At 63.4% G+C, this 21,879-nt stretch carries 17 protein-coding genes and 1 riboswitch; of the genes, 11 read left to right on the top strand and 6 right to left on the bottom strand.

Features of this window, described 5'->3' with window-relative positions; all coding sequences use genetic code 11:
- Position 1 precedes the first annotated feature (1 nt).
- From minC to ACVOMF_RS08405, 4 genes are read left to right on the top strand one after another with little or no spacing between them, the layout of a single operon-like run.
- Positions 2–781, top strand: a complete 780-nt coding sequence (minC, locus tag ACVOMF_RS08420) for a septum site-determining protein MinC (RefSeq protein WP_481508879.1) — start codon at positions 2–4, stop codon at positions 779–781.
- A 32-nt stretch (positions 782–813) separates the two neighbouring features.
- Positions 814–1,623, top strand: coding sequence for a septum site-determining protein MinD (minD, locus tag ACVOMF_RS08415; protein WP_282271141.1), 810 nt, complete (start codon positions 814–816; stop codon positions 1,621–1,623).
- 2 nt (positions 1,624–1,625) lie between these two features.
- Positions 1,626–1,877, top strand: a complete 252-nt coding sequence (gene minE, locus ACVOMF_RS08410; protein WP_282271139.1) for a cell division topological specificity factor MinE — start codon at positions 1,626–1,628, stop codon at positions 1,875–1,877.
- Between the two features lie 40 nt (positions 1,878–1,917).
- Positions 1,918–2,406, top strand: a complete 489-nt coding sequence (locus tag ACVOMF_RS08405; protein ID WP_481508878.1) for a hypothetical protein — start codon at positions 1,918–1,920, stop codon at positions 2,404–2,406.
- Positions 2,407–2,491: 85 nt separating this feature from the next.
- Here ACVOMF_RS08405 and ACVOMF_RS08400 read toward each other — a convergent pair whose 3' ends face one another.
- Together ACVOMF_RS08400 and ACVOMF_RS08395 are read right to left on the bottom strand one after the other, a co-directional pair.
- Positions 2,492–3,772, bottom strand: coding sequence for a sensor histidine kinase (locus ACVOMF_RS08400; RefSeq protein WP_481508877.1), 1,281 nt, complete (start codon positions 3,770–3,772; stop codon positions 2,492–2,494).
- On the bottom strand, positions 3,769–4,461 hold the full coding sequence (locus ACVOMF_RS08395; RefSeq protein ID WP_481508876.1) for a response regulator transcription factor: 693 nt from the start codon (positions 4,459–4,461) through the stop codon (positions 3,769–3,771). Before ACVOMF_RS08395 ends, ACVOMF_RS08400 begins: the two co-directional genes overlap by 4 nt.
- 181 nt (positions 4,462–4,642) lie before the next feature.
- Between ACVOMF_RS08395 and ACVOMF_RS08390 the strand changes: the two genes are divergently transcribed.
- From ACVOMF_RS08390 to ACVOMF_RS08365, 6 genes are all read left to right on the top strand, one after another.
- Positions 4,643–6,373: an ArnT family glycosyltransferase gene (locus ACVOMF_RS08390; protein ID WP_481508875.1), complete on the top strand. Its 1,731-nt coding sequence runs from the start codon at positions 4,643–4,645 to the stop codon at positions 6,371–6,373.
- A 216-nt stretch (positions 6,374–6,589) separates the two neighbouring features.
- Positions 6,590–7,366, top strand: a complete 777-nt coding sequence (locus tag ACVOMF_RS08385; protein ID WP_481508874.1) for a phosphatase PAP2 family protein — start codon at positions 6,590–6,592, stop codon at positions 7,364–7,366.
- Positions 7,363–9,018, top strand: coding sequence for a phosphoethanolamine transferase (locus ACVOMF_RS08380; RefSeq protein WP_481508873.1), 1,656 nt, complete (start codon positions 7,363–7,365; stop codon positions 9,016–9,018). Before ACVOMF_RS08385 ends, ACVOMF_RS08380 begins: the two co-directional genes overlap by 4 nt.
- A gap of 379 nt (positions 9,019–9,397) precedes the next feature.
- Positions 9,398–9,832, top strand: coding sequence for an EamA family transporter (locus tag ACVOMF_RS08375; RefSeq protein ID WP_481508872.1), 435 nt, complete (start codon positions 9,398–9,400; stop codon positions 9,830–9,832).
- 70 nt (positions 9,833–9,902) lie between these two features.
- Positions 9,903–11,900, top strand: a complete 1,998-nt coding sequence (locus tag ACVOMF_RS08370; RefSeq protein ID WP_481508871.1) for a M2 family metallopeptidase — start codon at positions 9,903–9,905, stop codon at positions 11,898–11,900.
- 75 nt (positions 11,901–11,975) lie between these two features.
- On the top strand, positions 11,976–12,443 hold the full coding sequence (locus ACVOMF_RS08365; protein WP_481508870.1) for a hypothetical protein: 468 nt from the start codon (positions 11,976–11,978) through the stop codon (positions 12,441–12,443).
- A gap of 277 nt (positions 12,444–12,720) precedes the next feature.
- Here ACVOMF_RS08365 and ACVOMF_RS08360 read toward each other — a convergent pair whose 3' ends face one another.
- Both ACVOMF_RS08360 and ACVOMF_RS08355 read right to left on the bottom strand, forming a co-directional pair.
- Positions 12,721–13,137 carry a hypothetical protein gene (locus ACVOMF_RS08360; RefSeq protein ID WP_481508869.1) on the bottom strand — a complete coding sequence of 139 codons (417 nt, stop codon included), beginning with the start codon at positions 13,135–13,137 and terminating at the stop codon, positions 12,721–12,723.
- A gap of 74 nt (positions 13,138–13,211) precedes the next feature.
- Entirely contained in the window at positions 13,212–14,432 is a 1,221-nt protein-coding gene (locus tag ACVOMF_RS08355; protein WP_481508868.1) for a multidrug effflux MFS transporter, read from the bottom strand.
- A 347-nt stretch (positions 14,433–14,779) separates the two neighbouring features.
- A riboswitch (glycine riboswitch) is annotated at positions 14,780–14,888 on the top strand.
- Between the two features lie 112 nt (positions 14,889–15,000).
- Here ACVOMF_RS08355 and gcvP point away from each other — a divergent pair.
- On the top strand, positions 15,001–17,865 hold the full coding sequence (gcvP, locus tag ACVOMF_RS08350; protein ID WP_481508867.1) for an aminomethyl-transferring glycine dehydrogenase: 2,865 nt from the start codon (positions 15,001–15,003) through the stop codon (positions 17,863–17,865).
- A 372-nt stretch (positions 17,866–18,237) separates the two neighbouring features.
- On the opposite strand, the gene ACVOMF_RS08345 is transcribed toward gcvP, so the two are convergent.
- Both ACVOMF_RS08345 and ACVOMF_RS08340 read right to left on the bottom strand, forming a co-directional pair.
- Positions 18,238–20,901 (bottom strand): M1 family metallopeptidase, encoded by a 2,664-nt coding sequence (locus tag ACVOMF_RS08345; RefSeq protein WP_481508866.1) that lies wholly within the window; start codon positions 20,899–20,901, stop codon positions 18,238–18,240.
- An 86-nt stretch (positions 20,902–20,987) separates the two neighbouring features.
- On the bottom strand, positions 20,988–21,719 hold the full coding sequence (locus ACVOMF_RS08340) for an AraC family transcriptional regulator (protein ID WP_481508903.1): 732 nt from the start codon (positions 21,717–21,719) through the stop codon (positions 20,988–20,990).
- Positions 21,720–21,879: the final 160 nt, after the last annotated feature.

Raw genomic sequence — 21,879 nt, 5'->3', positions numbered from 1 at the left:
GATGGCAGTGAATTTGGATTACGAACAGGCTGGTGAACTGAAAATCGGGCAGGTCGGCATTGCCAACCTGCGCATCCGCACCCTCGACGTGGAGCGCCTGGCCCAGGAAATGCGCGAACGCGTGGCGCGCGCGCCCAAACTGTTCGGCCGCGCGGCAGTGATCCTGGATTTTGGTGGTTTGAGCCAACTCCCGGACCTGGCCACCGCACAAAGCCTGGTCAATGGCCTGCGCGAAGCAGGCGTGCTTCCGGTTGCACTGGCGTATGGCACCAGCGAAACGGAAACCCTGTCGCAGCAGTTGGGTCTGCCGGTACTGGCAAAGTTCCGGGCCCAGTACGAACCCCTCGAAACCGAACCTGCGGCGACACCTGCGCCAGCCCCCAAGCAGAGCAAGCGCGCCGCAGCCGCCCCCCCTGCTGCACCGGCCGCTGCCGTTGATGGCGCCGCACCGCAGCCCGGCAAGATGCAACTGGGCACGGTGCGCTCGGGCCAACAGCTTTACGCAGAAAACTGCGACCTGACCGTACTCTCAACGGTAGGCGCCGGTGCCGAGGTCATCGCCGACGGCAGCATCCATATCTACGGTACGCTGCGTGGCCGCGCATTGGCCGGTGCCCAGGGCAACACCAGCGCACGCATTTTCTGTCGCGACTTCCACGCTGAACTGGTCGCGATTGCAGGACGGTATAAGGTACTGGACGATATTCCGGACAACCTGCGCGGCAAGGCCGTGCAGGTGTGGCTGGAACAGGACCAGATCATGATTGCTGCGCTGGATTGACGCAGCTCACAACGACATTCAGGAGAGATCCTTTGGCAGAAATCATCGTAGTCACCTCCGGCAAGGGCGGCGTCGGCAAGACCACCTCCAGCGCCAGCATCGCCTGCGGCATCGCGCGGCGCGGCAAGAAAGTTGCCGTCATCGACTTCGACGTCGGCCTGCGCAACCTTGACCTGATCATGGGCTGCGAGCGCCGCGTGGTGTACGACTTCGTCAACGTCGTCCACGGTGAGGCCACGCTGAAGCAGGCCCTGATCAAGGACAAGCGCTTTGACAACCTGTACGTGCTGGCTGCCTCGCAGACACGCGACAAGGACGCACTGAACAAGGAAGGCGTGGAGAAGGTCCTCAAGGACCTGGCTGCCGACGGCTTCGACTACATCATCTGCGACTCCCCGGCCGGCATCGAGAAGGGCGCGTTCCTGGCGATGTACTTCGCTGATCGAGCCGTTGTCGTGGTCAACCCGGAAGTGTCTTCGGTGCGCGACTCGGACCGCATCATCGGCCTGCTCGACTCCAAGACCGCCAATGCCGAAGCCGGCAAGGCCGTACCGGCCTACCTGCTGCTGACCCGCTACAGCCCCTCCCGCGTTGAAAGCGGCGAGATGCTGAGCATCACCGACGTGGAAGAAGTGCTGGGGCTCAAGGCCATCGGCGTCATCCCAGAATCCGGCGACGTGCTCAATGCCTCCAACAAGGGCGAGCCGGTCATTCTGGATGCCGAGTCGCCGGCCGGCCAGGCCTATGAGGACGCTGTCGGCCGCATCCTCGGTGAAGAGCGCCCGATGCGCTTCACCACCGTGGAGAAGAAGGGCTTCTTCAGCAAGTTGTTTGGAGGATAAGCATGGGACTGCTCGACTTCCTGAGACAGAAGAAGACCACCGCCGAAACGGCGAAGAACCGCCTGCAGATCATCATCGCGCAGGAACGCAGCACCCGCGGTGGCCCGGACTACCTGCCGCTGCTGCAGCGTGAGCTGCTGGAAGTGATCAAGAAGTACGTCAACATCGACGCCGACGCGGTCAAGGTGGACCTGGTCAAGGACGGCGCCAACGACGTGCTCGACATTTCCGTGGCCCTGCCCGACGACAAGTGATATCTGCCCGGCGGCCACGGCCGCCGGGACTCAAGTGCCCGTGAACGAAAGCCCTGCCAGCGAACCAACCCAGCCTGTGCTGTGCGTTGGCGATATCCAGTGGAGCGACGCTGCGAACCTGCTCGCGCGCCACGGCCTGCGCCTGAATCATGTTGCCGCCGGCGAGAAGATTCCCGGCAGCTACTGGGGCGAGCCCGAGGCCGGCATCATCGCCTGCGATGTCTATGTGCGCGACGACACCCCAGTGCATTCGATGCTGCACGAGTCCTGCCACCTGATCGTGCTGCCGCCCGAGCGGCGTGCACAGGTGCACACCGACGCCACCGACTCGGTTCCCGAGGAAGACGCCACCTGCTACCTGCAGATCGTGCTGGCGGGGCAATTGCCGGGCGTAGGCAGCGCGCGACTGATGACCGACATGGACAGCTGGGGCTACACCTACCGGCTGGGCTCGACCCAGGCCTGGTTTGAGCAGGACGCCGACGATGCAAAGCGCTGGCTTATAGAGCGCGAACTGCTGCCGCCGTGAGCCTGTAATGCCGAGCCATGCTCGGCAGAAGCCTTTCCGGTAAAGCCCCTGCGCAGCATGGCTGCGCTCTACAGATAAAGAGCTCCTACCGCGGTCTGGAACTACTCATATCCAAGGTCACCCGCGTCCCCCGCTCCGGCTGCGAATGAATCTCCAGCTGCCAGCCAAGGTGATCGCACAGCCGTGCAATCAGGTCCAGGCCGATGCCTGCGCCCAGGTTGCGCTCGCCCCTGGTCATGCGTGCATACACCTGCGCGACTTCTTCCGGGCTCATGCCATGGCCGGGATCTTCAATGGTCAGCACGGCATCCGCCGAGATACAAACCCGCACAATGCCACGATCGCTGTTCTCGATGGCATTGCGCAGCAGATTGCCAACCGCCGCCTGCACCACGGCCATCGGCGCAAGGATCTGGCAGGACGCAAGCTCCACCAGCACAAGCTCCAGCTCCTTGCCTTTGGCCAGATGACGATGGTCCTCGGCGATTTCCGGCAGCAGCTCATCCAGCGCTATCAGCTCACTCATCGCCGCCAGCTTGGCCGGATCACGCGCAAGCACCAGCAACAACTGGATCAGCTGTTCCATGCCGCTTGATGTATTGCGCACGCGCAGCAATTGCTGGCGCGCCCTTTCCGGCAGCCCGGGCTGCTCCAACGCCAACTCGGCCGCACCGGTGATCACCGCGATCGGCGTACGTAGTTCGTGACTGGCGGTGCTGATGAACGCACGTTCGCGCTCGACGAAGTGCTCGTTGCGCTGCAGGTAATCATTCAAGGCACCGGCGATCACTTCCAGCTCGGTACTGCCGCGCTTGTCCACACGCACTTGTTGGCGACGACGCTCCGGTCGCAGTTCGGCAATGTCCTGCGCCAGCACCGACAAAGGGCGCACCAATCGGGTCATGCCGACCCAGGCCATCAGCAGCGTCACCAGCAACAAACCGATGCCCGCCAGCAACGCCCAGCGGGTGACAAAGTGCTCAAGTTCGCCGAAATCGGTGATGTCCAATGCCAACACCACCCGCCCGAAATCGCTGGTATCGCGCACCATCACGGCTGCCTGCTTGCCGCCCAGCAATGCGCCGTCATGCAGGCCGGGGTGCAACTGCGCCAATTCTTCAGGAATCCCACCCGGCTCACTGACGGCGTAGAAATGCAAGGTATCCGAATCCTGCCAATGGTAGGCGGGATCGACACGCATCTGGCCAATGATGCTGTCCAGCTCGGTGTTCAACAGCGAGCGCCACACCGCGTGCTCGGCATGTTCGTGTACATAGTTGGCGGCACTGAACACGGCCACTGTTATCAGCGCCACATACACAGCCAACCAGCCCAACAACTTGCGACGCAGGGTACGGCGTTTCATTGTGCGCTTTCCGCCACCGGCGCGGACAGGCGATAGCCGACACGCGGCAAGGTCTGCAGCAGCTTCTGCTCGAACGGGCCGTCTACCGCGCGCCGCAGCTCGTAGATATGCGAGCGCAGCATGTCACCATCCGGCGGCTCATCGCCCCAAAGCGCGTATTCGAGCTGATTGCGGGTAACCGCCGCCGGGCTGGCGCGCATCAGCACTTCCAGCAGCTTGCGGCAAGCCGGGTAGAGATGCAGCACCTGACCACCGCGGCGGGCCTCAAACGTCGCCATGTCCAGACTCAGGTCATGGACCTCCAGCCGCTTGCGTGGATTACGCCCGTGCGTGCGCGCCAGCACCGCTTCAAGCCGCACCTCCAGCTCCGGCAGCGCGAACGGTTTGGTCAGGTAGTCATCGGCGCCTGCACGGAAGCCGGTGATCTTGTCCGGCAGCTCGTCGCGGGCGGTGAGCATGATCACCGGCACCTCCGAGCGGAACTCCTCGCGCAGCTTGCGCAGCACTTCCGGCCCTTCCATGCGCGGCAGCATCCAGTCCAGCAGGATGGCGTCGTAGCTCTGGGTGCCGGCCAGGTGCAGGCCGGTGATGCCGTCCGGGGCCACGTCCAAGGTGTGCCCGCGCGCTTCGAAATAATCGAACAGGTTGGCGATCAGATTGCGATTGTCTTCAATGACCAGCAGCCGCATGCGGGCATGACCTTGCTGCCCCGGGCCGAGGCATTACCGACGTATCCTAGCGCCGCAGCCGTCAGATTGTCGTCGAAATACCGCCGAAGCCGGCAATATGACCGTTGTGCCGCTACCGTTTCGACGCGTTTCCAACGTTGTATGCGTCATCATCCCGCCAGCCTTTGACACCGAGCCGCCTGTGCGCCCAAATCCACCGCGTTCTTCCAGCACAAAACCATGGTTTGCCATCCTCATCGCGTTGGTCATCGCCAGCCTGTTGGCGGGGCTGGGCATGCGCTCACCGCAACCGCCCGACGAGCCCCGCTTCGTGCTTGCAGCGCGGCACATGGTGGAGACCGGGCAATGGCTGCTGCCGCAACGCGGCAGCGAGTTGTATGCGGAGAAGCCAGCCACCTTCATGTGGATCCAGGCCGCCACCTACAAGGTGATTGGGGACTGGAACCTGTCCTTCCTGGTGCCGTCGTTGCTGGCAGCCCTGCTCACGCTTTGGCTGACCTGGGACATGAGTCGGCGGCTGTGGAACCGGCAGATCGCCCGCTATGCGGTGGTCGGCCTGTTCGTCTGCATCCAGTTCGGGCTGATGGCCAAACGCGCGCAGATCGACATGGTACTGGTCGGCATGACCACACTGGCGCTATGGGGGCTGGTGCGGCATCTGCTGCTTGGCCCGAACTGGTGGGCACTGGCACTGGCAGCTTTCGCGGCCGGTGCGGGTACCGTCACCAAGGGCGTTGGCTTCCTGCCGCTGCTGATGTTGCTGCCGTGGATGGCCTGGCGCTGGCGTCACCCGCAGGCGGCCGGGCCGGGCCGCAGCTGGGGCTGGTGGCTCCTCTTGCCCGCCTTCCTGGCCGGCACCGCTATCTGGCTGGGTCCACTGGCCATCGCCCTGCTGCAGAACCCCGATCCGCACCTGCAGTCCTATGCCAAGGAACTGCTGTTCAAGCAGACCGGTACCCGCTACGCCAACGCCTGGCACCACCACCAACCGTTTTGGTACTACCTGCAGGTAATGGCCACGCTGTGGCTGCCAGGCAGCCTGCTGGCGCCGTGGCTGCTACCGGCCTGGTGGCGCCGCTGCCGCCGTGCCGATCCACGCTACATCCTGCTGCTGGGCTGGGCCCTGCTGGTACTGCTGTTCTTCAGCGCCAGCCCGGGCAAGCGCGAGGTCTACATCCTGCCGATGCTGCCTGCCCTGGCCGTAGCCGCGGCACCACTGCTGCCCGGCCTGCTACGCCGCACCGGCGTGCGCTGGCTGCTGCTGCTGTATGTGCTGCTATTGGCCGTGGCCACGCTGGTGGTCGGCTATGGAGCGGTGCACGGCGATGGCTGGGCCCAGCGCAACGCGATCAAGCGCGCGATCGATCCATGGGTGCTGCCGCAGGTCGGCTGGTGGCTGATCGGCTTCGGCGCCGCCTCGCTACTGTTGGTGCTGGTATTGCGACTGCGTCGTGCCGGGCTGGCGGTGGTGTTGACCACGGTAATGCTGTGGTCGATGTATGGCCTAGGCGCAATGCCTGCACTTGATCCCTACAGCTCCGCTTCACTGGTGATGGACAAGGCGCGCGCGCGCATCGGCCCGGACGCGGAGCTGGGCATGGTAGCTTGGCGTGAGCAGAACCTGCTGCAGACCCATCCGCAGGCCACCGATTTCGGCTTCAAACGCCCGGTCGCCGAACAATGGGAAGACGCTGCACGCTGGGTGACTGAAGACCCACAACGGCGCTGGCTGTTCGTGCTGGACAAGGCGATGACGCCTTGCGCCGACCAAAGCCAGGTCATCGACATCGGCAGTGCCAACCGCAACAACTGGCAGCTGCTGCCCGGCACCGCATTGCACGCCGATTGCGTCACCAAGACCCACGGCGTGGTCGCTGGCAGTGAGAACGCACTGGAAAGCGACGGCGATTGACGTCTGAAAACTGCAGCGCACTCCTTGAACCGGAGTGCTTGAAGCATAGGCAAGAGAGGCTGTATCGGATCCGGTACAGCCTCTCTTACGTTTGCCACCCTTGCTCTTGGCGGCAGCCAAACTGAAGCACTGACAAATTCACGACATCGTTCCGACCTGTCTCCGACACGGGCCGACCGAGCATGGCCGCATCCAGATTGACGGTGCCCCAGCTCCATGTCGCAGCAACCCACTTCCACTGCCCTGATCCCGGTTGCCGAACGCAGCCGTTTGAGCTTTGCCGGGCGCACCCTGCTGATCCCGCTGGTGATTGTCGCCATCGGCAGCCTGTTGTTGATGGCGGGCAATGGAGACCAGTGGCTTGCGGACCAGCTGTTCCGCTGGCAAGGCAACCAATGGGCATTGAAAGACGCGTGGTGGACCAGCCACCTTATCCACAAGGGCGGCCGCAACCTGACCTGGTTTGTTGCCCTGCTGGTGATCCTGGCGCTGATCCGCAGCTGCATGGACCTGCGCTGGCGCCCGCTGCGGCGGCCGCTGGCCTACCTGCTGTCATCGGTAGCGCTGACCACCAGCATCGTCGCGCTGCTGAAATCCTGGACCCATATGGACTGCCCCTGGGACCTGGAACGTTACGGTGGACTGCGCCCCTTCATCGGCTTGTTCGAACAACGCCCGGTCGCCCTCGGCCACGCCGCCTGCTTCCCGGCTGGCCATGCGGGCTCTGGCTACGCATGGGTGGCGCTGTTCTTCTTCATGTTGCAGGTTCGCCCGCAATGGCGCTGGCCGGCACTGAGCATCGCCCTGCTGGTCGGCATGGTGTTCGGCCTGGCCCAGCAATTGCGCGGCGCCCACTTTGCCTCGCATGACCTGTGGGCGCTGGCGATCAGCTGGCTGATCGCAACCGCCCTCTATCTGTGGATGTTCCCGGCGTCTACATCAATCGCATCCCCGTCGCGCGCCAAACTTGGCACCCTTGGAGAAAACGCATGAGCGTTGCTGCCCCCCGCCCTGTCGGACTGCAGCTGTCCTGGTCGCGCCTGCGCAACTGGCACCCTGAGATCAGCACCGAGACCCTGATCCTGTTGGCCAGCGTGTTTTTTGCGCTGGTCTGCAACACCTTGTTCTGGCGCAGCGCCATCGCCACCAACCCGAGCAGCATCCTGTTCGCGGTGTCGCTGTTTGCCCTGCTGGTGAGCGTGCATGCAATCCTGTTCGGCCTGCTTGTCTGGCGCTGGAATGCCAAGGGCGTGTTGACGTTGCTATTCATCACCACCGCCTTCGCCACGCACTACATGAACAGCTACAACGTCTATCTGGACGCGGACATGCTGCGCAATGTGCTGGCCACCGACCACAAGGAATCACGCGAGCTGATGACACCAGCATTGTTGCTGCCGCTGCTCGGCTACGGTCTTTTGCCGACCCTGCTGCTGTGGCGCGTGCGGCTGCGCAAGCGCAGCTGGGGACGAGCCCTGCTGTGGCGTGTTGCCTTCCTGCTGGGCGTGATCGTAGCGGGCGGCGCCGGCACCATGTTGTCGTTCCAGAATGTTTCCGCCTTGATGCGCAATCACCGTGAAGTGCGTTACCTGGCCACGCCGGCCAACTATCTGATCGCGCTGAAGCAGAACTTTGCCAGCTCCAGCCCCATGAAGAAGCAGCCCAAGTTGCCGCTCGGCACGGATGCCAAAGCCATGCCACGTGCCGCCGGCAGCAAGCCGCGCCTGCTGGTACTGGTCGTAGGCGAAACCGTGCGTGCACAGAACTGGGGTTTGAACGGCTACGCCCGCCAGACCACCCCGGAACTGGCGCAGACAGGCGTGATCAACTTCCCGGACATGCATTCCTGCGGCACCAGCACCGAAGTATCGCTGCCCTGCATGTTCTCGCCGTTTGGCCGTCACGACTACGACGAAAAGAAGATCCGCGGTCACCAGTCACTGCTGCACGTGCTTGAACACGCCGGCATCGCCACCCTGTGGCGCGATAACCAGTCCGGCTGCAAGGGCGTCTGCGATGGTCTGGAAATCCAGCGCCTGGATGATGCAACCACGCCGGGCCTGTGCGCCGACGGCCGCTGCATGGATGAGATTCTTCTGGAAAATCTCGCTGCGCAGGTGCGCGCCAAACCAGGCGATCGCGTGGTTGTGCTGCACCAGCTGGGCAACCACGGCCCGAGCTACTTCCAACGCTATCCGGCGCAATTCCGCCAGTTCGCTCCCACTTGCGACACAGCGGACCTGGGCAAGTGCAGCCGCGAGGACATCGTCAACAGCTACGACAATGCGATCCGCTATACCGATCATTTCCTGACCCGCACCATCGCATCCCTGCGCGGAATGGAAGACTACGACACAGCGATGATCTACCTGTCCGATCACGGCGAATCGCTGGGTGAGAAGGGCCTGTATCTACACGGCGTGCCGTATGCGATCGCGCCGGAAGAGCAGACCCGGGTACCGATGGTGATGTGGTTCTCGCCGGGGTTTACCGCAGATCGTGGCCTGGACATGAGCTGCGTACGCCGCCGGTCTGCGCAGCGCACCGACCAGGACAACCTGTTCCCCTCGGTGCTCGGGCTGATGCAGGTGCAGACCTCGGTGTATGACCGGTCTCGGGATGTGTTCGCGGAGTGTGCAGGCTGATGGGTTGACGGGATTGGTGTTGGGCTGGTTCTGGCTAGCTGCGATGCAGGCTTGGGAGTTTGGAACGTGGTAGGTGGCGGAAGCCGGGACACGGAATGCATCGAGTCACGGCTTCTGCTTTGCGCTTCTGCTTTGCGCTTCTGCTTTGCGCTTCTGCTTTGCGCTTCTGCTTTGCGCTTCTGCTGTGGCTCAGACCTTGGGTTTGCACTATCGTCCCTTCTCCCGCTTGCGGGGGAAGGTGCCCGAAGGGCGGATGGGGGGAGCTGTTGCAGTTGCTTGCTTTACGTTGCTGTGATGATCCATCAGCTTCGCAGCTGACGCCGCTCCTACAAACCAGCTTTCCCCACAAGCAGCCTGCTGCCTGCAACAAGGAGCTCTCATGGCCACCTTCCCGCAATGGCTTCCCTGGGCACTACTCTCCGCAGTATTCGCAGCGCTGACCGCCATCTTCGCCAAGCTCGGCCTGCAGAACATCGACTCAGACATGGCGATGCTGCTGCGCACGATCATCATCAGCGTGGTGCTGGCCATGTTCGTCGCCGCCACCGGCAAATGGAGCAACCCGCTGCAGCTTCCCGGCACAACCGTCGGCTGGTTGGCGCTCTCCGCCCTGGCTACCGGCGCCTCATGGATGTGCTATTTCCGTGCCTTGCAACGCGGCCCAGCCTCACAGGTAGCCCCGGTCGACAAGCTCAGCGTGATGCTGGTCGCCATCTTCGCCGTAGCCTTCCTGCACGAGCGCCTGGCCTGGCGCGAATGGCTGGGCGTGGCGATGATCGGCGGCGGCGTTCTGCTGATGGCGCTCAAGCGCTGAGCTTTCTCCACTTGCGGCCCGGCCGCCGCCCCACTAGCCTTCGCCGGTACTTAACAAACCGGGGTTTGCTGTGAAGAATCGTCATTTGGTCCTGGCCGCCGCCGTTGGCGTGGCCGTGCTCTCGCTGGCTGCCTGTAAAAAGGACGCCGCCACCGACGCCGCCAAGCCGGCCACCACCCAGGCCGCACCGGCCGAAAGCGCCGACCAGTTCATCGCCCGCGTCAATGCCGAATACAAGGCCATGTACCCGGAAATGACCTCGGCGCAGTGGCTGTCGTCCACCTACATCAATGACGATTCGGCACGTGTCGCGGCCAAGGCCAACGAGCGCTGGCTGACCGTGCTCAATGGCTGGATCGAGCAGGCCAACAAGTACGACGGCCAGCCGATGAGCGCCGACACCAAGCGCGCCATCAGCCTGCTCAAGCTGATGACCTCCATGCCCGCCCCGCGCGACCCGCAGAAGCTGGCCGAACTGGCCGGCATCGCCACCAAGCTGGAAGGCGACTACGGCGCCGGCACCTACTGCGTGGGCGAAGGCGACAGCAAGAACTGCCGCCAGCTCGGCGATCTGGAAAAGGTGCTGGCCACCTCGCGCGACTACGACAAGCAGCTCGATGCCTGGCAGGGCTGGCAGTCCACCGCCGTGCCGTCGCGCGCCAACTACCAGCGCTTCGTCGAACTGGTCAACGAAGGCGCCCGCGAACTGGGCTATAGCGATGCCGGCCAGATGTGGCGCAGCGGCTACGACATGCCTGCCGATCAGGTCGGCCCGGAAACCGACCGCCTGTGGGAGCAGGTCAAGCCGCTGTACGAGCAGGTGCATTGCTATACCCGCGCCAAGCTGGACAAGGAGTACGGCAAGGACAAGGCCGAAGTCGGCGGCGGCATGATTGCCGCGCACCTGACCGGCAACATGTGGCAACAGGACTGGAGCAACCTGTGGGACATGACCGCACCGTACCCGAACGCGGGCAGCCTGGACATCACCGCCGCACTGGAAAAGCAGTACCAGACCAACCTCAGTGCCGCCCTCGCCAAGGCCGGTGGCGCCGACCCGGCAAGCCGCTTCAAGGCACAGCGTGAGGCCGAGCTGGTCACCGCCCGGCAGATGACCGAGCGCGCGCAGGACTTCTACGTCTCGCTGGGCATGCCCAAGCTGCCGGAGAGCTACTGGCAGAACACCCAGTTCATCAAGCCGCTGGACCGCAACGTGGTCTGCCACGCCAGCGCCTGGGACATGAACATGGGCGGCGATGGCAAGGACGTGGGCCCGGACGTGCGCACCAAGATGTGCATCACCCCGAACGAAGAAAACTTCACCACCATCTACCACGAGCTTGGCCACATCTATTACGACCTGGCCTACAACCCGTTGCCGCCGTTGTTCCAGGGCGGTGCCAACGACGGCTTCCACGAAGCCATCGGCGACACCATCGTGCTGGCGATGACGCCGAAGTACCTCAACTCGATCGGCCTGGTCGGCGCGCAGCAGGAAAGCCGCGAAGCCACCATCAATGCGCAGATGCGCATGGCGATGTCGGGCGTGTCGTTCCTGCCGTTCGGTCTGATGATCGACCGCTGGCGCTGGGGCGTGTTCGACGGCTCGATCAAGCCGGACCAGTACAACCAGAAGTGGTGGGAACTGAAGGCGCAGTACCAGGGCGTGGCCCCGGCCAGCGCACGCGGCGAGGAGTTCTTCGACGCCGGCGCCAAGTACCACGTACCGGGCAACACCCCGTACCTGCGCTACTTCCTGGCGCGCATCCTGCAGTACCAGTTCTACAAGGGCCTGTGCGACGCGTCCGGCTACACCGGCCCGCTCAACGAGTGCAGCTTCTACGGCAACAAGGAAGCCGGGCAGAAGTTCTGGGCAATGCTGAGCAAGGGTTCCAGCCAGCCGTGGCAGGCCACGCTGAAGGAACTGACCGGCACCGAAAAGCTCGATGCCGGCCCGATGCTGGAATACTTCGCACCGCTGCAGGAATGGCTGAAGCAGCAGAACGAAGGCCAGATGTGTGGTTGGCAGGCGGCAGCTCCGGTAGCGCAGCCAGTGGCCGCAAAGTAACTCTTGTTGCATTGGTCATGAAGAGGGCGCCGTATCGGCGCCCTTCTTCCTCAACATCAAGCGGATCTCACACAGATGTTTGAATCAACATCCAACGAACGACACAAGGAGTCCAAGATGCGTCATAAGTTGGCTGCAGGCCTCGTTATTTTCTGTGCATCACAACTCTGCAGCGCGCAGGCAACCGACGTTAACCTCGCGCAGGACGACACCAAGAGTGGACTCTGTCTTTTCACCGGAACGCCTCCGTCTGAGTTTACGTACACCGTCGTAAAAGAGCTCGACTACGGCAAAGGCAGCTATGGAAGTGTCAACGACCTCCTTCCCATCGTCGTGACTGATGCCAAGGCCGCCGGTGCAGATGCGGTCATTCACTACAACGGTGCCCAGCACTTCGGGTTCTGGCCGTGGCGATTCGTCAGGCCGGTGGTTACAGGCACCGCCGTAAAGTGGACACCTGCACGCGACATCGACTGTGCAGCTGCAGGCGGTCATCACACCACCGGAACACTGAAAGAAGCCCCACCACCGCCACAGAAATGACAACTCACCGAGGGCGCTGTCTCTACACGGGCAACAAGAGCCAAACACCCCGTAGTGCCGAGCCATGCTCGGCAGAGGCTTCACCGATAGAACTGAAGCAAAGCTCCCGAGCCATGCTTGGCAGAAACTTCAGCGATGAACAGGCCGGATTGCAGAGGACTTGGCACGTGCTTCGCGGCCTACGCCGCTCCCACAAAGGGTAGTAGCGAAAACTCGGAGCTTGAAACCCACAAGGGCGCCAACGGCGCCCTTGTGGGTTTCAAGTTTGTACGCAGGCTCAATGCGTGCCCGCAGCCGCCTTGCCCACCGCTCCCAGCTCACCGGCCAGATTGCGCTTGTAGGTATCGAAGTCGATGCCCTGCTCCGCTGCTTCGGCATGCGCGGCGTCCTTGAGCACATCGGAGTACATCAACCGCACCGGCGTGTCGTTGTTCTCGTGCCATTCGGCGGCCTGCATGATCAGCGCCAGCACGCGGGCGGCGCTGGTGGTTTCACCGGCAATCTTGCCATCCATGCCCAGCACCCACTCGCCATCACGGCGGACGATGCCGGCCAGCAATGCCCGGTGCTGGTCGCGCAGTTCGGCATGCGGTTCAACTTTGGCCTTTACCGGCGGATTGGCTTCGGCCTGGTTGCGCGCGCGCTCGGCCAGCTTCTTCTTCGCCTCACGGCGGCCTTTGGATTGGATCGACATCAGTTGTTCACTCTTTGAACGGCCGCCGGTGATGGCGGCGCGGCTATTGTCCCCGATGCGGGGGTGAATTCGTGTCAGGACGCGGTTTCATCGCGCTGGGCGCGCTGGCTGACCCGCTCCCACTTCCACATCGCCCAGCTGCCCAGGCCAAACAGGGCCGCGCCGATGGCCAGGCTCAGGCCGCTGCGGCTGAGCATCGGCGAGAGCACGCCGGCGATGATGGCGTTGGTGACCAGCGTGCTGAATGCCTGCATCGACGAGGCTGTGCCCCGCTGGCGCGGGTACATGTCGAGGATCGCCAGGGTCAGGATCGGGAAGATCAGGGCCACGCCAAACGAGGTCAGGGTGAAGGGCAGCACCGCCCACGGCACCGTCATTTCGGTGGCGAAGGCGTTGTAGCTGATGTTGTAGATGGCCGCGACCGCCATGAAGCAGTAACCGATACGCACCGCCCGCGCGCCATCCACGCGCCCAGCCGCGCGGCCGGAGGCATACGCGCCCAAAGCCATGCCGCCGATGGTCGGAATGAACAACCAGGCGAACTGGCGCTCGTTCATGTGCAGCAGATCGAGCACGAAGGCTGGCGCCGAAGCGATGTACAGGAACAAGCCACCGAAGCCCAGCGAACCAGCCAGGGCCAGACGCAGGAAGCGCGGATTGATGCCGATGCTGACGTAGTCCTGCAGCAGGCGCTTGGGGTGCAGGCTCAGCCGCGCATGCGGCGGATGGGTTTCCGGCAGCCAGATGCAGGTGATCAGCAGCAACAGCGCCGAGAACCCGACCAGGAACCAGAAGATGCCCTGCCATTGCGTCCAGCCCAGCAACCAGCCGCCGATGATGGGAGCAATGGCCGGAGCGATGGAGAAGATCATCGAGACCTGGCTCATCAGACGTTGCGCATCATCGCCGTCGTAGAGGTCGCGGATAACCGCGCGGCCGATGATGTAGCCAACGCCAGCCGACAAGCCCTGCAGGAAGCGGAACAGCAGCAAGGTCCCCATGTCCGTGGACAGTGCACAGCCGATGGATGCGCCGATGAACACCACCAGCCCGCCGATGATCACCACCTTGCGGCCCAACGCATCGGACAGCGCACCGTGCACCAGGCTCATCAGCGCATACGCCAACAGATAGACGCTGATCACCTGCTGCATCGCCAGCTTGTCGGCGCCCAGATCAGCGCCCATGTGCGGGAACGCGGGGAACACCGCATCGATCGCGAACGGGCCGAACATCGACAGGCCGGCCACCAGAATGGCGATACGGCGCAGCGAAACCTGCTTGTTTGCTTCCATGGCTTTCACTAACCAGCAACGGCACCGGCGCGGGAGCCGATGTGGGGTGGGGACAGAATGAACAGGGCCGGGCGCGACGGCGCTGGACGGCCATGATGCGGCAATTTGTCCGGACATTCACCCGCTTCAGCCAGCGGTTCCGGGATGCCCGGCCGTACGCGTGCAACGCGCGGGATTGAAACCGGGATGCAGATGGTAATCCAAGCCGCTGCGCGGGTCTGCCCCGGGCCTTTACCGGGTTATACCGAGCTATAATCGGCAAGCTGTACGAACAAGGTGGGAGAAGCGGTTCACCCCCGCTGCCGAAGGCGCAAACGCCCGTAATCGCTCAGGCCCGATACCACCCGTAGCAAAACTCTGGAGAGACCGGTTCAATCCGGCGCCGAAGGTGCACGAAGCGCACGATCCTCGTCGCGTCGCTTCCAAACTCTCAGGCAAAAGGACAGAGGGGCGCGAGGTAAGCCTTTGGCTTGCCGGCTGTGGTGGCGCGCGTGCGCGGCACCCGGACGGCAACCGGGCAGACCTGGCTCACCGCCCCTGCCCTGCATGCCTTCTCCGGACGTCAGCCATGACCCAGAACACTCTTTCGCTGCGCGAACTCGAACACCATTCCGCGTTCGTCGACCGCCACATCGGCCCCAACGACGCTGAAATCGCGCAGATGCTGCGCACCGTTGGCCACGATTCGCTCGAAGCACTCACCGACGCCATCGTGCCGGGTTCGATCAAGTCGCCGGCACCGCTGGCGCTGCCCGAGTCGCTGACCGAAGTCGATGCGCTGGCCAAGATCCGCGCCATCGCTGACAAGAACAAGGTCCTGCGCAGCTTCATCGGCCAGGGCTATTACGGCACCCATACGCCGAACGTGATCCTGCGCAACATCCTCGAGAACCCGGCGTGGTACACGGCGTACACGCCGTACCAGGCAGAAATCTCGCAGGGCCGCATGGAAGCGCTGATCAACTTCCAGACCATGGTCGCCGACCTCACCGGCATGGAAATCGCCAACGCCTCGCTGCTGGACGAAGCCACCGCCGCCGCCGAAGCGATGACCCTGGCCAAGCGTTCGGCCAAGTCCAAGTCCAAGGTCTTCTTCGTGCAGGACAGCGTGCACCCGCAGACGCTGGAACTGCTGCGCACCCGCGCCGAGCCGATGGGCATCGAACTGCTGATCGGCAAGCCGGCTGATGCGCTGAGCGCCGACACCTTCGGCGTGCTGCTGCAGTACCCGGACAGCCTCGGCAACATCGGCGACTACAAGGCGCTGGTCGAGGCCGTGCACGCCCGCCAGGGCCTGGTTGCGGTTGCCACCGACCTGCTGGCACTGACCCTGATCGCCGCTCCCGGCGAATGGGGCGCGGACATCGCCATCGGCAACAGCCAGCGTTTCGGCGTGCCGTTCGGTTTCGGCGGCCCGCATGCCGCCTTCATGGCCTGCCGTGATGCCTACAAGCGCTCGATGCCGGGCCGCCTGATCGGCGTCTCGGTCGATGCCGAAGGCAAGGCCGCTTACCGCCTGACCCTGCAGACCCGCGAGCAGCACATCCGCCGCGAGAAGGCCACTTCCAACATCTGTACCGCACAGGTGCTGCTGGCGGTGATGGCCTCGATGTACGCCGTCTACCACGGCCCGGAAGGCCTGCAGCGCATCGCCCGCCGCACCCACCGCCTGGCTGCCATCCTCGCCGCTGCTCTGCGTGGCAAGGGCGTGGCGGTCGGCAACGACTTCTTCGACACCCTGCATATCACCGGCGTTGATTCGGCCGCACTGAAGGCCAAGTCCGAAGCCGCCGGCATCAACCTGCGCATCATCGACGCCGGTTCGGTAGGCATCAGCCTGGACGAAACCGCTACCCGCGCCGACGTCGTCGCACTGGGCCAGCTGTTCGACGCCAGCGTCGACGTGGACGCACTCGATGCCAGCACCACCGACGCACTGCCGAAGAGCCTGCTGCGTACCAGCGACTTCCTCGCCCACCCGGTGTTCAACACGCACCACAGCGAGCACGAGATGCTGCGCTACCTGCGTTCGCTGGCCGACAAGGACCTGGCGATGGATCGCACCATGATCCCGCTGGGCAGCTGCACCATGAAGCTCAACGCCACCGCCGAGATGATCCCGGTGACCTGGCCGGAATTCGCCAACATCCACCCGCTGGCACCGGCTGATCAGGCGCAGGGCTACAAGGAACTGATCGACGGCCTGGAAGCGATGCTGGTCGAGTGCACTGGCTATGACGCCGTGAGCCTGCAGCCGAACTCCGGCGCGCAGGGCGAATACGCCGGCCTGCTGGCAATCCGCGCCTACCACCGCTCGCGCAACGAAGGCCATCGCGACATCTGCCTGATTCCGGACTCGGCGCACGGCACCAACCCGGCCTCGGCACAGATGTGCGGCATGACCGTGGTCGTGACCAAGACCGACAGCAACGGCAACGTCGATGTCGAGGACATCCGCCGCAACGCCGAGAAGTACAGCGACCGCCTGGCCGCGATCATGATGACTTACCCGTCCACGCACGGCGTGTTCGAGGAAGAAGTTGTCGAGATCTGCGAGATCATCCACAAGCACGGCGGCCAGGTGTATACCGACGGTGCCAACATGAACGCCCTGGTCGGCGTGGCCAAGCCCGGCAAGTGGGGCTCGGACGTGTCGCACCTGAACCTGCACAAGACCTTCTGCATCCCGCACGGCGGCGGCGGCCCGGGCGTTGGCCCGTGCGCGGTGAAGTCGCACCTGGCGCCGTTCCTGCCGGGCAAGCTGGGCGACAACGGCCCGGTCGGCATGGTCAGCGCCGCCAGCTTCGGCAGCGCCTCGATCCTGCCGATCAGCTGGATGTACATCACCCTGATGGGCACCGCCGGCCTGCGCAAGGCAACCCAGGTTGCACTGCTCAACGCCAACTACATCGCCAAGCGCCTGGCCCCGCACTACGCCACGCTGTACACCGGCCGTAACGGCCTGGTGGCGCATGAGTGCATCCTCGACGTGCGTCCGCTGGAGAAGACCTCCGGCATCGGTGCCGAGGACGTGGCCAAGCGCCTGATCGACTTCGGCTTCCACGCCCCGACCCTGAGCTTCCCGGTCGCCGGCACGCTGATGGTCGAGCCGACCGAGAGCGAATCGCAGCACGAGCTGGATCGCTTCATCGACGCGATGATCCAGATCCGCGAGGAAATCCAGGCCATCGAAGACGGCAAGCTGGACCGCGAGGACAACCCGCTCAAGCACGCCCCGCACACTGCCGGTGCAGTGTCGGCCAGCGAGTGGACGCACGCGTATCCGCGTGAGCTGGCAGCCTTCCCGCTGCCGTCGCTGAAGCTGCAGAAGTACTGGCCGCCGGTTGCCCGCGTGGACAACGTCTACGGCGACAAGAACATCATGTGCGCCTGCATCCCGGTGGATGCGTACAAGGAAGATGTCGAGGCGTGATCAGGGCTTGATTGCCTGATGTGTGAATGAAAGCAGCCGGCGAAAGCCGGCTGTTTTCTTGTGACGATTAGGAGAGTGAAGCAGCTGATCTTTCTTGATCGGTGCTGCTAGCAGGGCAGGACTTTGGCTTTGGCTTTAGCTTTGGCTTTAGCTTTAGCTTTAGCTTTAGCTTTGGCTTTGGCTTTAGCTTTAGCTTTAGCTTTAGCCTTGGCTCTTGCTCTGGCTCAGGCCTTCCCTTCTCCCGTTCACGGGAGAAGGTGCCCAACGGGCGGATGAGGGGGGCTTTTGACTTTGCTTAGCTGGAAGCTGCCCTTCACCCCAACCCCTCTCCCGCAAGAGGGAGAGGGGCTTTGAGCAAACAGCTACAGCGCTTCAATACCCCTTCTGCTTCAACCAGGCATCCACCTGCGGCTTGCGCTCTTCGCGCAGCCGCAGCTTGGTCTGGATTCCGGCAATCACCGTTTCCGCATCACGCCGCGAGGTCGGTGCGATGTGCGCATCAGCAAATGCCTTGATCTTGTCCACGATCTGCAGGTTGTCCGCATTACGGCCCAGGCCCGGGTAATAGCGCGCGCGAGAGGTGCTATCGACCAGGCCATCCACCTTCTCACGATGGGCAACGGCGAAGTCGAAGGCCAGATCCGCATGCTCGCGCGATACGCCGCCAATCATTCCTGCACTGTTGGTCGCACCCGGCTCGTCGGTCAGCGCCATGTCCAATGCCCGCTGTGCCAGCACCCTGTCCTTGGGCAGGGCCAGCAGGCCGTAGTACTGGTCGCGCACCATTGCCGAGGTTTCCTGCTTGGCCAGCGTGTGCAGTTTGTCCCAGGTCGCCCCATCCGCATTGCGTGCCACCACGCCCAGCACGCTGCTGCGCAGGTCCGGCGACAGCGAATCCGGCTTGGCCAGGAAAGCATCAAAACGACGCTGCGCTTCGGCAATCACCTGCGCATCGTCCAACGCCGCCAAAGTGCCGATCAGCCCGCTACGCAACTCCTTGGTCTGCGCCGAGTCGCTGTCCTTGCCGTCCCAACCCAGTGACTGCAGAACCGGCGACAAACGCGAACGTGCGTAGCTGCGGAAGGCGGCCTGCCGCGCGGTATCACCGTCGAACATGCCGTCAATCCCGCTCAGTGTGCCGGAGGCCATGTCCCACAGGTCGTTGGGCGCATCGGCGTTGATCTTCGCGATCAAATCCAGCAAATCCGCGTCGGGCTGCAGGCCAGCTGCAGCCAATGCGCTGGTGTCCATCATCACGCCGAGTTGGTCGACCACCGGCAGCTTGTCGAAGCCTGCGCTCAGCGCCATGAACTGCGTCGGCGCATACAAGGTGCGGTAATAGCCCTTTTGCCCGGCATTGACCAGCAGCGGTCCACTGCAGCCCGGCAGCTGCACGTTGGTGTCGCCGTCGACCAGCATGTGCACCACCTCGCCATTGCCAACGCGCAGACTCACCGGCACGCGCCAATGCAGCGGCTGCTTGTCCTTGCGATCAATCGTGTACTCGCCCTGGCTCAACTTCACCTGGGTGTTGCCGGCCACACAGCTGCTGCTGGCACGGATCAAGGGCACGCCCGGCTGCAGGGTGAAATCATGTGCGACTTCCATGAAGCGCTTGCCAGGCGCTGCCTTGTCGATCTCGGCCCACAGGTCATCGGTGACGGCATTGCCGTAAGCATGGGCAGCGATGTAACGGCGCACGCCATCACGCCAGGCATCGGTCCCAACGTAGTCTTCGAACATCGAGATCACCGCCGAGCCCTTTCCGTAGGTGATGCCATCAAAGGCTTGGCTGGCCTGCTCCACCGTCTCCACGTGCTGCACGATCGGATGGGTGGTGACGTAGGCATCGCGCCCCATCGCGCCGCGGCTGGTATGTGCGGCATCAACGTTGTTGATGTCCCACTCCGGATGCAGCTTGCGGGTAGTGCGTGCCTCCATCCACGAGGCGAAGCCTTCGTTGAGCCACAGGTCATCCCACCACGCCATCGTCACCAGGTTACCGAACCACTGGTGCGCGATCTCATGCGCGGCAATCGAGAACACGGCTTTCTTGTCGGAGACGCTGGACACGGCTGGGTCCAGCAGCAAGGCGTATTCGAAGGTGAAGATCGCACCCCAGTTCTCCATTGCACTGAAGAACTGGCTGCCGCCAGGTGCGGCGACGTTGTCGAGTTTGGGCAGCGGATACTTCACGCCAAAGTAATCGTTGTACTCACGCAGCACCTCGGCGCTGCCTTCCAGCGCGAACTGCGCCTGCTCCACCTTGCCCGTCTGCGCAATCACGCCGATCTCGGTGTCGCCTTCCTTTACGGTGGCGCGATCGAACTCGCCGCTGGAGAAGAACAGCAGGTAGGTCGACATCTTCGGCGTGGTCTGGAACACCACCTGCTTCAGCCCCTTGCCCAGCGACTTGCTGCTGATCACCGGCATGTTGCTGACCGCCATCTCGGCTTCCGGCACGGTCACAGTCAGATCGAACGTAGCCTTGAAGCCCGGCTCGTCCCACGACGGAATGAAGCGGCGCGCATCGGAGTTCTCGAACTGGGTGAACAGCGCGCGCTTCCTGCTGCCGTCAGCTACGGGATAGTCCAGCGCAAACAAGCCATTGGCCTGCGTGTTGATGGTGCCGCTGTAATCGATACTCAGCGTGTAGCGCCCCGGCGCCAGCGGCGCGGCGGCGACGAAGCTTGCAGTCTGGTTGGCTTCATCGACACTGACCGTGGTTGGTATTGGCTTGCTGCCACCAACCGCCTGCAGCTGGCTCTTGCCGAAACGCATGCCCGCTGCCTGCAACACGATGCTATTGGTGGGCTGCAGCACTTCCAGTTCGATGCCGACCTTGCCGTCGAAGCGCATCTTCCCTGCGTGCGGAGTGATCTGCACCCGATAGTGATCCGGACGTGCGGTACGCGGCAACTGCGTGGTGATTTCGTTCTGACCGGCGCCAGCTGCGACAGGCTCGGCAGCAAATACAGCAGGCGTGGCGATGCAGGAAAGGGCAAAACCAACAGCAACAACAAGGGAACGGCGCATCAAGGCTCCTTACGGAAAGGCATGGGCGCGACGCCCATCAGCTCCGCATCATCTGCCCCTCGATCGCCGCCCAACACCGCCGGAAGTCATAGCTCCGCGCGGGCGGCTTCCTGTTGCGCACGCTCGGCGATCATCGCCCGGTACTGGCGCGGTGCCATGCCGACTTCCGCTTTGAACTTGCGGGTGAAGGCGCTCTGGTCACTGAAGCCACAGGCCTGGCCGATGCTGGCCACGCTGTCCTCGCCGTGCAATAGATGCAATGCAATCTGGATGCGCAGGCGCGTCAGCACCTGCTGCGGAGTCATCTGAAACACCTTGCGGAACGAACGCTCCAGCTTGGACAGCGAGAAGCCGGTGATATCCAGCAGCGTCTGCATGCGCACGTTCTCTGCGTAATGCGTGTTGAGGTAATCCAACGCAAGTCGCAACGGCTCGTACTGCGACTCCAGTCCACCGCGCTGACCGAGGTCACGCGAGATACCGATCAAACCGACCACCTTGCCGTTCTCGACAATAGGGCGTTTGCAGGTCAGGCACCACCCCGGCTGCTGGTTGGGGAACAACTGCAGCTCCATCACGTTCTCGATCACCTCGCCGGCCAGTACCCGCGCGTCCTGCTCGGTATAGGCCTCGCTCATGCCAACCGGGTACAACTCGTCCGCCCGCTTGCCGATCGCGTCGTTGCGCGACTTCATCCCCAGCCGCTGCATCATCGTCATGTTGACGTGGGTGTAGCGCCCATCGATGTCTTTGGCGAAAAACAGCACGCTGGGAATGGCGTCGAACAGGGCTTCGATTTCGGCAGGGTCAATACGCATCGGGTCAGTCAGGCTGGCAGCGGGGGGCGTGCCCAGCCATTCTAGCCAGTGCTGCGCTGCCTGTAGTGCCGACCCATGGTCGGCAGGGGCATTACCGATAAAGCCAAACCTGTAGTGCCGACCCATGGTCGGCAGGTGCATTACCGGTAGCGCCCAATGC

The organism is Stenotrophomonas sp. STEN022 (assembly GCF_056760155.1).
This window is presented reverse-complemented; position numbering and strand designations above follow the sequence as displayed.

Excerpts from the sequence above, each read along its gene's own strand:
- minC (WP_481508879.1), top strand. The coding sequence starts at position 2 with ATGGCAGTGAATTTGGATTACGAACAGGCTGGTGAACTGAAAATCGGG.
- minE (WP_282271139.1), top strand. The coding sequence starts at position 1,626 with ATGGGACTGCTCGACTTCCTGAGACAGAAGAAGACCACCGCCGAAACG.
- ACVOMF_RS08400 (WP_481508877.1), bottom strand. The coding sequence starts at position 3,772 with ATGAAACGCCGTACCCTGCGTCGCAAGTTGTTGGGCTGGTTGGCTGTG.
- ACVOMF_RS08395 (WP_481508876.1), bottom strand. The coding sequence starts at position 4,461 with ATGCGGCTGCTGGTCATTGAAGACAATCGCAATCTGATCGCCAACCTG.
- ACVOMF_RS08385 (WP_481508874.1), top strand. The coding sequence starts at position 6,590 with ATGTCGCAGCAACCCACTTCCACTGCCCTGATCCCGGTTGCCGAACGC.
- ACVOMF_RS08380 (WP_481508873.1), top strand. The coding sequence starts at position 7,363 with ATGAGCGTTGCTGCCCCCCGCCCTGTCGGACTGCAGCTGTCCTGGTCG.
- ACVOMF_RS08375 (WP_481508872.1), top strand. The coding sequence starts at position 9,398 with ATGGCCACCTTCCCGCAATGGCTTCCCTGGGCACTACTCTCCGCAGTA.
- ACVOMF_RS08365 (WP_481508870.1), top strand. The coding sequence starts at position 11,976 with ATGTTTGAATCAACATCCAACGAACGACACAAGGAGTCCAAGATGCGT.
- ACVOMF_RS08360 (WP_481508869.1), bottom strand. The coding sequence starts at position 13,137 with ATGTCGATCCAATCCAAAGGCCGCCGTGAGGCGAAGAAGAAGCTGGCC.
- ACVOMF_RS08355 (WP_481508868.1), bottom strand. The coding sequence starts at position 14,432 with ATGGAAGCAAACAAGCAGGTTTCGCTGCGCCGTATCGCCATTCTGGTG.
- gcvP (WP_481508867.1), top strand. The coding sequence starts at position 15,001 with ATGACCCAGAACACTCTTTCGCTGCGCGAACTCGAACACCATTCCGCG.
- ACVOMF_RS08345 (WP_481508866.1), bottom strand. The coding sequence starts at position 20,901 with ATGCGCCGTTCCCTTGTTGTTGCTGTTGGTTTTGCCCTTTCCTGCATC.
- ACVOMF_RS08340 (WP_481508903.1), bottom strand. The coding sequence starts at position 21,719 with ATGCGTATTGACCCTGCCGAAATCGAAGCCCTGTTCGACGCCATTCCC.